The sequence below is a fragment of the Pseudomonas sp. LBUM1657 genome (assembly GCF_059716075.1).
In genome coordinates this window covers 3,412,682-3,426,010 of record NZ_CP166799.1, presented here as the reverse complement: position 1 = coordinate 3,426,010, position 13,329 = coordinate 3,412,682, and the positions used below count along the sequence as shown (strand labels likewise).

Below are 13,329 nucleotides of genomic sequence, written 5' to 3'. Positions count from 1 at the left end.
CGCTAAAGCAGCAAACCGACCTGAGTGCGCTTGGGCAATTTGCTCACCACCAATTGGTGGGACCGTTGCAACAAGCCTTGCAGCTCTTCGGCACCGAGCGGGTAGGGCGTTTCCATGATGATCCATTGCGCCCGCGCCAGATAAGGCGCCGGATGAATCCCCGGACGGTCGCAATGACCGAGAAACAAATCCTTGTCGACCTTGAACGCCAAGGACTCGCCCCGCAGGTTCTGCAAGGCGAACATCTTGTTCCCGGCAATCGAAAACACCCGTACGCCACCCCACTTGTAGTCTTCCCGCGCGCCGGGCAGCGCAAGACAGAATGTTGCGACATCCTCTTCGCTCATGCGTCCAGCCTTCATAGCAATCGTTCCCCACAGGCATTGAATGATTCGATCAAATGGTCGATCCAGGCGCGCACCGCCGGCATCACCCCGCGTCGATGAGGGTAGACCGCTTGCAGCCAGCCGCCAGGCAACGACCAGTAGGGCAGTAACTGCACCAGCGAGCCATTTTCCAGCTCCGGCTCGCAATACATCATCGGCAGCATGGTAAAGCCCTGGCCGGCGAGGGTGCAGGCTTTGCGCACGATGAAGTCGTCGATGCCCAATCGCGCCTCAAGGGATAGCTCAACGCTTTTGCCTTGCTGATCGAGCATGCGGATGTGAACCATGCGATCGGCTTCCAGGGCGCCAAGCACCGGCAGGTTTTTCAGGTCTTCAGGGTGGTTGATCGTCAGTCCGAGCAGGAACGCCGGGCTGGCGACCATCGCCATTTGCGCCTGACGCAGACGCCGGGTGACCAACAGCGGGTCTTCATCTCCCAGCTCACGTACCCGCAAGGCGACATCGACGCCCTCGGTCACCAGATCGACCCGACGATTGAGCAGCATGACTTCCAGTTGCACCTGCGGAAATTTCTCGAGGAACTCGCTGATCACCGTCGGCAGAATTTCGTGGGCCAGTCCCACCGGGCAGGACACCCGCAACCGCCCGCGAGGCTCGCTGGACATGCTGGCGACGGCTTCATCGGCCATTTCGGCTTCCAGCAGCATCGCCTGGCAGTGCCGCAGGTAACGCTCGCCTACGGCGGTCAGTTTGAGTTGCCGCGTGGTGCGTTGCAGCAGGCGTGCGTTGAGGCGCTCTTCCAGTTCGGCGATGCGCCGTGACAGTCGCGACTTGGGAATGCCCAACAAACGCCCGGCTGCGGCAAAGCCACCGGCTTCGACCACCTTGGCAAAGTAGTAGAGATCATTGAGGTCTTGCATGGTATGAGCTCGATTGTTCTATCAGTGGGACGAACTATCGCATTGTTGCCGACTAATCAGCTATTGGTTTCGCCTGTAGGATTGTCCCATCAGATCGCCTCGTTGCGATCCTCACTTGGAGATCCCATATGAAACTGCTGCATATCGATTCGAGCATTCTTGGTGACAACTCGGCTTCCCGTCAGCTGAGCAGCGAAGTCGTCAAAGCCTGGCAAGCCGCCGAGCCTGCTGCCGTGGTGACCTACCGTGACCTGGCCGCCGATGCCATCAGCCATTTCTCCGCCACGACCCTGGTCGCTGCCGGCACCACCGCTGAACTGCGCAACGCCGCGCAACAGCACGAAGCTGAACTGAGCGCGTCAACCCTGGCCGAGTTCCTTGCCGCCGATGCCGTGGTGATTGCAGCGCCGATGTACAACTTCACCATCCCGACTCAACTGAAGGCCTGGATCGACCGCATTGCCGTTGCCGGTCAGACCTTTCGCTACACCGAAGCCGGCCCGGAAGGTCTGTGCGGCGGCAAGAAAGTCGTGATCGTTTCGACTGCCGGCGGTCTGCATGTCGGTCAAGCCACCGGCGTGGCACATGAAGAGTACTTGAAGGTAATGTTCGGTTTCCTCGGTATCACGGACATCGAATTCGTCCGCGCCCACGGCCTGGCTTACGGTGATGAAGTGCGTACCAAAGCCATGAGCGACGCTCAGACGCAAATCAGCGAGCAGTTGTTCGCCGCCGCGTAAGGCCTGCGCAAAGACGTCAAACAGCTCGGGCAATACCTGAAAAACTCTGTATTCTGATCACGCAAGTGCCAGATGCGGAGTTTTTTGTTTCTGGAGGTTACGAAGTTTTCAAGGTTATGGCCCAGGTTATGCAGTCGCGGGTTAACGTCCCCGGTCAGCCATCAGGTGGAACCTCCCATGGCGCGTCTTTGTGCAGCGTTTCTCATTTGCCTGCTCAGCAGCCTGAATTCAGTGCACGCCGCGCCTGCGCCCCATCCTCACTGGAGTGTTGGTTTCCATGAGATGAGTGTTCTCGATCCGCTGGACCTGCAACCGATGCGCGCCATCGCGTTTTATCCGTCCAGCGCCACGGAACACACCAGCACACTTGAGGGCTACACGGTGGAGGCGGGTGAAGACACCCCGGTTGCCATCGGCCGCTTCCCGATGCTGATGCTGTCCCACGGCAACACCGGCACGCCGCTCGCCCTGCATGACCTCATGACGTCGCTGGCGCGCAAAGGGTTTGTGGTGGTGGCGGTGACCCATCCCGGCGACAACTCCAAAGACCACAGCCGCCTCGGCACCTTGAGCAATCTTTACGGCCGGCCGATCCAGATTTCCGAAGCCATTACCGCGACCCTGGGCGACCGCCTGCTCGCGCCCTTCGTCAATGCCAATCAGGTCGGAGTGATCGGTTATTCGGCAGGTGGGGAAACCGCGTTGATTCTGTCCGGCGCGACGCCTGATCTGAACCGTCTGCGCCGCTATTGCCAGGAGCGCCCGGACGACCGCGATGCCTGCAACACTCAGGGCGAGCTGATCGTTGATCGTGATGATTTGCAGCCGGTGGCCGATCCACGTGTGCGCGCGTTGCTGTTGATGGCGCCGTTGAGCCTGAAATTCGGCCGTCATACCCTGGCCGACGTGCATGTGCCGGTGCTGCTTTACAGCGGCGACGGCGACAAACTGGTGGCGTTCGACAAAAACGCCGCCGCACTGGCGCGCAAGCTGCCGATCGCGCCGGATTTCAAGTTACTGGCCGGGGCAGGGCACTTCGTGTTCATGGCGCCTTGCAACGATGAACAGATTCTCGCCATGCCGGCGCTGTGCACCGATGCCGATGGCGTCGACCGCAAAGATATTCACCGCAACATGATTTCCGAGGCCGGGCGCTTCTTTTCCCATGCGCTGGGCAAACCGACCCGCGCGGGCATGCAAACCGTGGTTCATTAATTCCGCCGAAAACCCTGTGGAATGCTGGTGTCAGGTCATTGCGCGGCGTTTCAATAACAAGGTCAATCCCAGTCCGGTCACTGACAACAACGCCGCGCTGAAGAAAATCCACGAGTACCCCAAGTTCAACGCCACCGCGCCCATCAGCGGTCCTGCAATCGCCAGCGCCAGATCGAAAAACACCGCGTAAGCACTCAATCCCGCACCGCGACTGGAGTTGGGCACTTGCTTGATCGCTTCGACCCCCAGCGCCGGATACACCAGCGATAGACCGAACCCGGTCAGACCCGCGCCGATCAGCGCGTATCCGGTCGAAGGCGCCAGCCACAGCAACACCAGGCCCACGGTTTCAATGCTCATGCAGGCAATGGCCGAGGTGAAACCGCCGAAACGGCTGATGCTTGAGATGAACAGTATCCGCGCGAGAATGAAGCAGACCCCGAATACCGTCAGGCAGTAGGCCGCGCCGGTCCAGCCGAGGCTGACGTAATACAGCGTGATAAAAGTTGTCAGGGTGCCGTAACCGATGGAGGCCAGGCTCAGGCTCGCACCAAACGGCGCAATGCGCCCGAACACCGCCCAGAATGGCAGACGCTCGCCGCGAATCACTGGCACCGAGGGTTTATTGCGGATCAGCAGTAACGCCACCAGGGCCAGCAGCGACAGGGCGATGCCAAGACTGGCGAATCCCAGTTCGCCGACCATGACGACCCCCAAGGGTGCACCGATAGCAATGGCGCCGTATGAGGCGATGCCGTTCCAGGAGATGGACCGCGCGGTATGTTCCGCACCCACCTGGCCCATGCACCAACTGATGGTGCCGACCCCGATCAGGCCCTGGGCAATCCCCAGCAACAAGCGGCCGGCGATCAGGATCAACAAACTCAGCAACGGCAAGCTTTGCACCAGGACCGACAGCAGCGTCAGCGCGCCACTCAACACGATCCCCGCCAACCCGTAAACAATCGCCCGTTTGGTGCCGATGCTGTCCGACATGCGCCCGGCCATAGGTCGGCTGAGCAGGGTGGCCAGGTATTGGGAGCCGATGGTCAGCCCGGCCACGATAGCGCTGAACCCGAGTTGTTCGTGGACATACCCCGGCAACACCGCGATCGGCAGGCCGATGCAAAGGAAGGCAATAAAGGTATAGAAAACGATGGAGACGATCTGCAGAGTGATCGCCATGGAGCTTTGCGGTGGCAGCTGCTGCACAGACATGAGGGCTCGTTCGCGGGCGGCGGTGGGAGAGCTGCATCATGGCTTGCGTGGGAAATAAAAGGAAGCAGGCTAACTATATGCGTTGAGTCTGAGGGCCTCTTCGCGAGCAAGCCCGCACACACATTGGCTGGCGGTGTACACAAAAATATGTCCACTGGAGATCAACTGTGGGAGCGGGCTTGCTCGCGAAGGTCTCACCACCAAAGAAAACTTTGGCCATGAAATGCAAAAAGCCCCGTCACAAGGACAGGGCTTTTACTTGAAGCAGCTTCTATTTAGAACACAACGCCCTGGCTACGCAGGTAGTCATCATAGGTGCCGCTGAAGTCGATCACGCCGCTGGCGCTCAACTCGATGATGCGGGTGGCCAGGGACGATACGAACTCACGGTCGTGGCTGACGAAGATCAGCGTGCCCGGGTAGTTCTCCAGCGCCAGGTTCAGCGCCTCGATGGATTCCATGTCCAAGTGGTTGGTCGGTTCGTCCATGATCAGCACGTTCGGCTTTTGCAGGATCAGCTTGCCGAACAGCATGCGACCTTGCTCACCACCGGAGATGACCTTGACCGACTTGAGGATCTCGTCGTTGGAGAACAGCATCCGGCCGAGGGTGCCGCGAACCAGTTGCTCGCCGCCCTGGGTCCACTGACCCATCCAGTCGAACAGGTTGCAGTCGTCTTCGAAATCGTGCGCGTGGTCCTGGGCGTAGTAGCCCAGTTCCGCGGCGTCGGTCCACTTCACGGTGCCCGCGTCCGGGGTCAGTTCGTTGACCAGGGTGCGCAGCAGGGTGGTTTTACCGATACCGTTCGGGCCGATGATCGCCACGCGCTCCCCAGCTTCAACCTGGAAGCTGAAGTCCTTGAACAGTGTCTTGCCGTCGAAGCCTTTGGCCATGCGCTCGACGATGACCGCTTGACGGTGCAGCTTCTTGGTTTGTTCGAAACGGATGAACGGGCTCACGCGGCTCGAAGGCTTGACCTCGGCCAGCTGGATCTTGTCGATCGCCTTGGCACGGGAAGTGGCCTGCTTGGCTTTCGAGGCGTTGGCCGAGAAGCGGCTGACGAACGATTGCAGTTCCGAAATCTGTGCCTTCTTCTTGGCGTTGTCCGACAGCAGCTGCTCGCGGGACTGGGTCGCCACGGTCATGTACTCGTCATAGTTGCCCGGGAACAGACGCAGTTCGCCGTAATCCAGGTCAGCCATGTGGGTGCACACGCTGTTCAGGAAGTGACGGTCGTGGGAGATGATGATCATCAGGCTGGAGCGCTGGGTCAGAATGTTTTCCAGCCAGCGGATGGTGTTGATGTCCAGGTGGTTGGTCGGTTCGTCGAGCAACAGCACTTCAGGATCGGAGAACAGCGCCTGAGCCAGCAATACGCGCAGTTTCCAGCCTGGGGAAACCTCGCTCATCGGGCCAAAATGCTGCTCGATTCCGATACCCAGGCCCAGCAACAGTTCGCCGGCACGGGATTCGGCGGTGTAGCCGTCCATTTCGGCGAACTCGGTTTCCAGCTCGGCCACTGCCATGCCGTCTTCTTCGGTCATTTCCGGCAGCGAGTAGATACGGTCGCGCTCGGCCTTGACCTTCCACAGCTCTTCGTGACCCATGATCACAGTATCGATCACGGTGAATTCTTCGTAGGCGAACTGGTCCTGGCGCAACTTACCCAGACGCACGTTCGGCTCGAGCATGACCTGGCCACCGGACGGCTCGAGGTCGCCACCGAGGATTTTCATGAAGGTCGACTTGCCGCAACCGTTGGCGCCGATCAGGCCGTAGCGGTTGCCCGCGCCGAATTTGACCGAAACGTTTTCGAATAGCGGCTTGGCGCCGAACTGCATCGTGATGTTAGCTGTAGAGATCAAAGGTTTTTCCTGCGAAGCATTCAGAGTAGCTAGGGTTGCGGCAGTACCGATTCAGTACCCGTTTCCGGTTTTCAAACCACGGGAAATTCATCCCGGTCAGAAGCGGAAGGTCCATCTGGCAATAAGTGGACAGCAGCATGTGGAGCGCTTGGCCCGAGTCGAAGTGCGCTGAGACGGGGTTCATTCCCGTCATCAACCAAGGGGGGCGCGTAATGTTTGGCGGCGATTGTACTGGTCTGGCTCTTTAAACGATAGGGCGTTGAGGCCGCGCGGGCGTTTTGGCGGCACCGGTGGACAGATTTTCACATCTGAATGCTAACCATTTGTTACAAATGATGGCTAAAATGCCATCTTTCACGCTGATGCCGACTGTCGGCACTGGCTCACGGACGCGCCGCCGGACGCTGTTTCGTATTCAGACGCTGCACAAGACCCTTGGGCTGCAGGCAAGGGGACGCAGTTTGTTCACTTCTGACGTGTGACGATTTCTGTGAAACTCATCATTGCCGCTATTTATGTTGTGTCCATTGCGTACGTCCACTTGCGCGGTCGAGTGCGCCATAAAATCGGCCGCCAGTTGAGCGATCACTCGTCGTTTCTGGCGCCGATCAATTGCTTCCTTTATCTGTTCTCGAAAATCCCCAACAAGCCGTACCTCAATCCGGCCGATTTTCCCGACCTGAGCCCATTGCAGGCCCATTGGGAAGAGATTCGCGCCGAGGGCCAAAGCCTGCTCCAGGCAGGGGAGATCAAGCGTTCGAACCAATACGACGACGTCGGCTTCAATTCGTTTTTCAAGACCGGCTGGAAGCGTTTCTATCTCAAGTGGTACGGCGACAGCCACCCATCGGCCATGAAACTCTGCCCGCGCACCACCGAACTGGTACAGAGCATCGGCTCGATCAAGGCGGCCATGTTCGCCGAGCTGCCACCGGGTTCCAAACTGGTGCGTCACCGCGATCCGTATGCCGGCTCCTACCGTTATCACCTGGGCCTGGACACGCCGAACAATGCCGGTTGCTACATCAATGTCGATGGCGAGAACTACCACTGGCGCGACGGTGAAGCGGTGATGTTCGACGAGACCTTCATTCATTACGCCGAAAACACCACCCAGCAGAACCGCATCATTCTGTTCTGCGACGTTGAGCGGCCAATGAAATACCGCTGGGCGGCGGCGTTCAATGGCTGGTTCAGCCGTAACGTAATGTCGGCGGCAGGCGCACCGAACGATGCGGGCGACAAGACCGGAGGTATCAACCGCCTCTTCGCCAAAATCTACACGATTCGCCTGCGGGGCAAGGCGCTCAAGAAGCGTAATCGCAAGCTCTACTACATGCAGAAATGGGCGATTTTTGGTGGGTTGCTGGCGGTTTTTGTACTTATCTGAATGATGCGTTGCGGCTTGTGACGCCTTCGCGAGCAAGCCCGCTCCCACAGAGGAATGCATTTCAAACTGTGGGAGCGGGCTTGCTCGCGAAGAGGCCGGCACTTCACCGAAAATTTGATGGATGCCCCAGTAATCGATCAGCCACTGGAACGCTTTGTTGTCTTCTTGGCCGGCGGCGATTTGTCAGCCGATTTGGCTTTGGCCGCCGGTTTACTCGCAGCCTTACCACCCAGGCTACGCTTGAGCAGTTCGGTCAAATCAATTACATCCGCCGTTTTACGCTCTTCCTCGCCCGTTGCCGTTTCAACATCCTCGATCTTGCCTTCATTGGCCTTCTTCTCGACCAACGCCATGATCTTGTCTTCAAAACTGTCGCGATAGTCGTCAGGGCTCCAGTCGGCGCTCATGTCCTGCACCAGACGCTTGGCCATGTCCAACTCACCCTTGACCAGCTGCGGCTTGGTAACCTCACTGCCCAACTCCAGCGTGTCGAGGCTGCGCACTTCCGCCGGCCAGCGCAGCATCACCAGCACCATCGCCGATTCCAGCGGCATCAGGGCCGCCAGATGCTGGCGGGTATGCAAGACGACGTGGGCGAGGGCAACCTTGTTGGTTTTACTGAGGGTCTCACGCAACAGCGCATACACCTTGCCACCGCGCTTGTCCGGCGCCAGGTAGTAGGGCGTGTCGATGTTCTGTAGCGGGATCTGCTCACTGTCGACAAAGGAAAAGATGTCGATGGTTTGGGTGGATAACGGGTGCGCCGACTTGATCTCCTCTTCACTGAGCACCACGTAACGACCCTTTTCGTACTGGACACCTTTGACGATGTGCTCCTTGGTGACTTCCTTGCCGGTGACCTTGTTGACGCGCTTGTAGCCCACCGGCTCCATGCTGCGACTATCGAGCCAGTCGAAATCCACCCCTTGGGAAGACGTCGCCGAGACCAGCGCCACAGGGATATGCACCAGCCCGAAACTGATTGCGCCTTTCCAGATTGCACGTGCCATCGTCGTCTACTCGCAGGTGATGATCAGGTGACCTGTGGCCGCGCGCAAAAGTTTCAGCGGCTTGTGGCCCGGCGCTACGGGTGGTTCAACTTCGTGTTACATCTTGCCGGGGAGGTTTTGGTTAACAAATCCGAACCCCGAGCGTAGCGTGCTATCGAAGACTCTAATTCACGCTGAAAGCGAGAGGCCCACCATGAACAGATTTGTGCTTGGCGTCACCGCGCTGGCATTGAGTGGCGCGCTGAGCAATCTGGCCCAGGCCGACGCTCCATCGTCATCGCTGCTGCTGGCGCAAAGCGCGACGGGCAACTCCAGCAATCCTTACAACAGCCCAATTCGCCGGGCCAATCCCAACAGCATGCAGGGCACGCAGCCCAGCGCCCCGATCATCCGTGGGCCGAACACCGTGCCTGTGCCGCGACCGCCGACCTTGGACAACGGTGGCATCGGCAATCGCGTTCCGCAGGATCGATCGGCTCCGGCCAGCCCACCCAAATTCATCCCCAATCCGCCCCCTCGAGACGCCGACCCCCGTAACCGTTGAACGGCAATACGGACGTCCTGCCAGCCATCCCGACGACAAAAGGAATCGTACATGTTGCGTAAAACCCTTCTCGCCACCCTGTGTGCCAGCGCACTGATCGGCGCCGCCGCGCCTGTTTTTGCAGCGACCAGCCAAGACTTGAAAAGCGAACAAGGCACCCTGGAGGTGACCCCGATCGTCGAGGGGCTAGAGCACCCCTGGGCCCTGGCGTTTTTGCCGGATCGCCAAGGCATGCTGGTGACCGAACGAGCCGGCAACCTGAGGGTGATCAGCGCTGACGGAAAACTCTCGGCGCCGCTCGATGGCGTGCCGAAGGTCTGGGCCAAGGGGCAGGGTGGTTTGCTCGATGTGGTGCTGTCGCCGGACTTCAAGCAAGACCGCACGGTGTATTTGTCTTACGCAGAAGGAGGCGGCAAGGGCGACAAGGCCGGGACGGCGGTGGGTCGCGGGCGTTTGTCCGACGACCTGAAGGCCCTCAAGGATTTCAAAGTGATCTTCCGTCAGGAGCCCAAGCTCTCGGTCGGCAACCATTTTGGTTCGCGCCTGGTGTTCGACCGCGACGGCTATCTGTTCATCACCCTCGGCGAGAACAATGACCGGCCAACGGCGCAGGACCTCGACAAGCTGCAGGGCAAGGTCGTGCGGATCTATCCGGACGGCAAGGTGCCGGACGACAACCCCTTTGTCGGTCAGAACGGCGTGCGGCCGGAAATCTGGTCCTACGGCCAGCGCAACCCACAAGGCGCGGCGCTCAATCCCTGGACCGGCGTCCTCTGGGAAAACGAGCACGGTCCCCGGGGTGGCGACGAAATCAACATCATCGAGCGTGGCAAGAATTACGGCTGGCCGTCGGCAACCCACGGTATCAATTATTCCGGCCTGCCTATTCCGGAAGCCAAGGGCAAGACCGCCGAGGGCACCGTCGCACCGCACCATGTGTGGGAAAAATCCCCCGGCTTGAGCGGCATGGCGTTCTACGACGCTGACCGCTTCAAGGCCTGGCAGCACAACGTGTTTATAGGCGCGTTGGTTACACAGGAGTTAATTCGCCTGCAATTCGATGGCGACAAAGTGGTTCACGAAGAACGGTTGATGGGCGAGCTGAACAAGCGCATTCGCGATGTGCGACAGGGGCCGGACGGGTATTTGTATGTGTTGACCGATGAGGAGGATGGGGTGCTGTACAAAGTTGGATTGAAGTAAAAGTCACACGCCGCCTTCGCGAGCAAGCCCGCTCCCACATTAGATTGCGGTCAGATGTGGGAGCGGGCTTGCTCGCGAAGGCGGCGCCAGATTCGTCACCAAAAGCGGTGATTACTTGCGAGCATAAAGAATCACCGCCGCCCTCAATTTGCCCCGCCCAAAGCTGCTCATCTTCTCAAACTCCCCATGACTGACCGGCAAATGCTGGCAGTCCATGGGCTGGCGATGCTGGCTGTGGTCGACATCCGGGTCGTGCAGGTAAACGAACTCTTCATCGCAATCGGTAACGATCACCCAGTGCGGCGATTTGGAGCGGGTCAGCCGATAGCTGCTGATCAGCACCAGCGGCTGTCCGCCATCGCGCAGCAACCGTGAAAGGTCCAGCGGCCCGCCGATCACTTGCTCGACGTCAGTGGCTTGCAACTGTGCGGTGAATTCATCGTGGACCAGGCGCATGACATCTTTTTTATGGTCATCGCGCACGCCATCAAGAAACAACGGCCCTGCCATGCTCAGTTGTAAACCCACACGAAACCCTCGGCGCGATGCCGCCAGCGCCAGGCCTTGAGGGCTGCAGCCACCATGGCCCGACGTCATGAACACGGTGGTCGCCTCACGCCAGATTTGCAGCTCTTCGCGGCGCTCCAGCACTCGATCTTCTTGCAGCGCGCCCATGGCCATCAACAGACAGGCCGGGCCGCAGGTGAAATCGGTGGTCTGTGGGTAATAAGGGACCTTGATATTGCGTGAGTCGCGGTGCTGGAGGATGCGCTTCTCCAGTCGCAGCGCGTCGGCGTGGTCCTGGTAATAGTCGTGGATCAGCGCAAAACGCCGGTAACCATTGCGCTCATACAGGGCAATCGCCGCCGGGTTGTCGATGCGCACTTCCAGCCGCAGGTAGGCACAGTCGTGCTCAAGCGCGCAGGCTTCGATGCGTTCGAGCAATTGTTTGCCCAATCCGCTGCCGCGTACCTGTTCGGCGATCGCAATCGAGTAAAGGCGCGCCAGCGAAGTGCCCCGGTGAAACAGCACCACGGCGTAACCCACCAGGTGCTCGCCGCACTGGGCCACCAGCAATTGCCCATGGGCCCGGGTGATCATCCATTGAAAGTTGCGACTGTTAAGCCTGTCCGTGGTGAAACATTGTTGTTCGAGTTCCAGCAGTGCCGGCAAGTCATCAACGACCGCCAAGCGAAATACCAGATTCATATGACCACCGTAAAAGTTGCGTAACGAAACGGGACTTTCGAAAAAGTTCGTGCTTAATAGGAAAGGTCTTGTTCTCCAACGGATCAATCACTATGTCAGCGGTACAAGGTCATTGGCGCGAAGTATCCGAGCAAACTTTGCCGGCAGCAACGTTTTTAAATGATGCGGTTAGAACTTCTAGTCAGTTGATTATCATCGTCGAACGCAAGGAAGACTGGGCTTCCTACTTTCCCAGCGAAGACATCGTCACGGCTCAGGAATACCTGGAACAAACCCGCGACAACGAGCAGAGCAAGCGGGTCCAGGTGATCAACCTGTGCCGCAGCTACAAGTACCTGGGGCACGGGTATTACTGCTCGCTGCTTGCTGAAGCCCGTGGGCACAAGGTGATTCCGTCGGTGCGGACCATCAGCGAACTGACGCGTAAATCGCTTTACGGCCTGGCCCTGGATGATCTGGATAAACCCCTGGAAAAGGCCCTCAGTAATCATCTGTACAGCGATACCGAGGGCTTTACGCTAACCCTGTATTTCGGCAAGACCAATATCGAGCCCTTGCAGGATCTGGCGCGACAGTTGTTTGAAGTATTCCCGTGTCCGATATTACTAGTTGAATTTCGACGAACTAACGGCTGGCACATCGAAGGCATAAAGTTCGGGGCCTTGCACAAGTTGCGCGAAGATCAGGAAGATCAGTTCGCCAACTCCCTGGACAATTTCAGCCGCAAGATCTGGCGCGTACCGCGCTCCCGACGCTTGGCCCGTTATGACCTGGCCATCCTGCATGACCCGCAGGAAGCGTTGCCGCCGTCCAACGCCAAGGCCCTGGACAACTTTGTCCGGGTCGGTAAGACCCTCGGCATCGATGTCGAGCTGATCGAGCGCAAGGACTACGCCCGCATCGCCGAATACGACGGGCTGCTGATCCGCGAGACCACAAGCGTCGACAACCATACCTACCGCTTCGCCAAGAAAGCCGAGAGTGAAGGGTTGGTGGTGATGGACGACCCGACGTCGATCCTGCGCTGCACCAACAAGGTCTACCTGACCGACCTGCTGAAAAGCCATCAACTCGGCATGCCTGCCACCGAAATTCTCTACAAGGAGCGACCGGAAGACTTCGAACGGGTCGGCGAACGGTTGGGCTTTCCGCTGGTGTTGAAGATCCCCGACGGTTGTTTCTCCCGAGGGGTGATCAAGGTCGAAAGCCAGCAAGCCTTGCTCGAAGCCACCGCCGAACTGTTCGAGCATTCGGTGCTGTTGCTGGCCCAGGAATTCTTCTACACCGAATACGACTGGCGCATCGGCGTGCTCAACCGCAAACCCATCTTTGCCTGCCAGTACTTCATGTCCAAGGGCCATTGGCAAATCTACAACCACAAGGCAAAGGGCCAGGACATCAACGGCGAATGTCGCACCCTGGCGGTTCACGAAGCACCGCGGGCGGTGGTGGAGCTGGCGGTGAAGACCGCTAACCTGATCGGCGATGGCCTCTACGGTGTCGACCTCAAGCAGTCCGGCGACAAAGTGGTGGTGATCGAGGTCAACGACAACCCGAACATGGACGCCGGCATCGAAGACGCTTACTTGCAGGACGATCTGTATTCACTGGTGCTGGAAGAGTTCGTCCGTCGGCTGGAACTCAAGCGCCGCGGTCAGGCCTGGTGAA

The 13,329-nt window shown here is 58.9% G+C and carries 12 protein-coding genes; 6 read left to right on the top strand and 6 right to left on the bottom strand.

Annotation, left to right across the window (positions count from 1 at the left end):
* Positions 1 to 2: 2 nt before the first annotated feature.
* Together ACA055_RS15745 and ACA055_RS15740 are read right to left on the bottom strand one after the other, a co-directional pair.
* Complete coding sequence (locus ACA055_RS15745; RefSeq protein ID WP_462023321.1) at positions 3 to 362, bottom strand: MmcQ/YjbR family DNA-binding protein; 360 nt, start codon at positions 360 to 362, stop codon at positions 3 to 5.
* Entirely contained in the window at positions 359 to 1,267 is a 909-nt protein-coding gene (locus ACA055_RS15740) for a LysR substrate-binding domain-containing protein (protein ID WP_497679480.1), read from the bottom strand. The genes ACA055_RS15745 and ACA055_RS15740 overlap by 4 nt, the downstream gene beginning before the upstream one ends.
* A 128-nt stretch (positions 1,268 to 1,395) precedes the next feature.
* On the opposite strand from ACA055_RS15740, the gene ACA055_RS15735 reads away from it, so the two are divergent.
* Positions 1,396 to 2,007 (top strand): FMN-dependent NADH-azoreductase, encoded by a 612-nt coding sequence (locus tag ACA055_RS15735; RefSeq protein ID WP_497679479.1) that lies wholly within the window; start codon positions 1,396 to 1,398, stop codon positions 2,005 to 2,007.
* 177 nt (positions 2,008 to 2,184) lie between these two features.
* A complete protein-coding gene (locus ACA055_RS15730) occupies positions 2,185 to 3,222 on the top strand; it encodes an alpha/beta hydrolase family protein (RefSeq protein ID WP_497679478.1) in 1,038 nt (345 codons plus the stop codon).
* Between the two features lie 30 nt (positions 3,223 to 3,252).
* Here the strand turns inward: ACA055_RS15730 and ACA055_RS15725 are convergent, their stop codons facing one another.
* Together ACA055_RS15725 and ACA055_RS15720 are read right to left on the bottom strand one after the other, a co-directional pair.
* On the bottom strand, positions 3,253 to 4,440 hold the full coding sequence (locus tag ACA055_RS15725; RefSeq protein WP_497679477.1) for an MFS transporter: 1,188 nt from the start codon (positions 4,438 to 4,440) through the stop codon (positions 3,253 to 3,255).
* 275 nt (positions 4,441 to 4,715) lie between these two features.
* The gene (locus tag ACA055_RS15720; protein WP_462005636.1) at positions 4,716 to 6,305 is read right to left on the bottom strand and encodes an ABC-F family ATPase; all 1,590 of its coding nucleotides are present in this window, start codon (positions 6,303 to 6,305) and stop codon (positions 4,716 to 4,718) included.
* A 490-nt stretch (positions 6,306 to 6,795) separates the two neighbouring features.
* Between ACA055_RS15720 and lpxO the strand changes: the two genes are divergently transcribed.
* Positions 6,796 to 7,695, top strand: a complete 900-nt coding sequence (gene lpxO / locus ACA055_RS15715) for a lipid A hydroxylase LpxO (protein WP_497679476.1) — start codon at positions 6,796 to 6,798, stop codon at positions 7,693 to 7,695.
* 137 nt (positions 7,696 to 7,832) lie between these two features.
* Here lpxO and ku read toward each other — a convergent pair whose 3' ends face one another.
* Positions 7,833 to 8,705, bottom strand: a complete 873-nt coding sequence (gene ku, locus ACA055_RS15710) for a non-homologous end joining protein Ku (protein WP_497679475.1) — start codon at positions 8,703 to 8,705, stop codon at positions 7,833 to 7,835.
* Between the two features lie 193 nt (positions 8,706 to 8,898).
* On the opposite strand from ku, the gene ACA055_RS15705 reads away from it, so the two are divergent.
* Together ACA055_RS15705 and ACA055_RS15700 are read left to right on the top strand one after the other, a co-directional pair.
* A complete protein-coding gene (locus tag ACA055_RS15705) occupies positions 8,899 to 9,249 on the top strand; it encodes a hypothetical protein (RefSeq protein WP_497679474.1) in 351 nt (116 codons plus the stop codon).
* Positions 9,250 to 9,300: 51 nt separating this feature from the next.
* Positions 9,301 to 10,452, top strand: coding sequence for a PQQ-dependent sugar dehydrogenase (locus tag ACA055_RS15700; protein ID WP_497679473.1), 1,152 nt, complete (start codon positions 9,301 to 9,303; stop codon positions 10,450 to 10,452).
* 111 nt (positions 10,453 to 10,563) lie between these two features.
* Here the strand turns inward: ACA055_RS15700 and rimI are convergent, their stop codons facing one another.
* On the bottom strand, positions 10,564 to 11,661 hold the full coding sequence (gene rimI, locus ACA055_RS15695) for a ribosomal protein S18-alanine N-acetyltransferase (protein WP_497679472.1): 1,098 nt from the start codon (positions 11,659 to 11,661) through the stop codon (positions 10,564 to 10,566).
* A gap of 92 nt (positions 11,662 to 11,753) precedes the next feature.
* Here rimI and ACA055_RS15690 point away from each other — a divergent pair, with 92 nt between their 5' ends.
* The gene (locus ACA055_RS15690; RefSeq protein WP_497679471.1) at positions 11,754 to 13,328 is read left to right on the top strand and encodes a RimK family ATP-grasp domain-containing protein; all 1,575 of its coding nucleotides are present in this window, start codon (positions 11,754 to 11,756) and stop codon (positions 13,326 to 13,328) included.
* The last annotated feature ends 1 nt before the right edge of the window (position 13,329 follow it).

Bases quoted from the DNA above. Each gene is read 5' to 3' on its own strand.
- ACA055_RS15745 (WP_462023321.1), bottom strand. From the start codon at position 362: ATGAAGGCTGGACGCATGAGCGAAGAGGATGTCGCAACATTCTGTCTT.
- ACA055_RS15740 (WP_497679480.1), bottom strand. From the start codon at position 1,267: ATGCAAGACCTCAATGATCTCTACTACTTTGCCAAGGTGGTCGAAGCC.
- ACA055_RS15735 (WP_497679479.1), top strand. From the start codon at position 1,396: ATGAAACTGCTGCATATCGATTCGAGCATTCTTGGTGACAACTCGGCT.
- ACA055_RS15730 (WP_497679478.1), top strand. From the start codon at position 2,185: ATGGCGCGTCTTTGTGCAGCGTTTCTCATTTGCCTGCTCAGCAGCCTG.
- ACA055_RS15725 (WP_497679477.1), bottom strand. From the start codon at position 4,440: ATGTCTGTGCAGCAGCTGCCACCGCAAAGCTCCATGGCGATCACTCTG.
- ku (WP_497679475.1), bottom strand. From the start codon at position 8,705: ATGGCACGTGCAATCTGGAAAGGCGCAATCAGTTTCGGGCTGGTGCAT.
- ACA055_RS15705 (WP_497679474.1), top strand. From the start codon at position 8,899: ATGAACAGATTTGTGCTTGGCGTCACCGCGCTGGCATTGAGTGGCGCG.
- ACA055_RS15700 (WP_497679473.1), top strand. From the start codon at position 9,301: ATGTTGCGTAAAACCCTTCTCGCCACCCTGTGTGCCAGCGCACTGATC.
- rimI (WP_497679472.1), bottom strand. From the start codon at position 11,661: ATGAATCTGGTATTTCGCTTGGCGGTCGTTGATGACTTGCCGGCACTG.
- ACA055_RS15690 (WP_497679471.1), top strand. From the start codon at position 11,754: ATGTCAGCGGTACAAGGTCATTGGCGCGAAGTATCCGAGCAAACTTTG.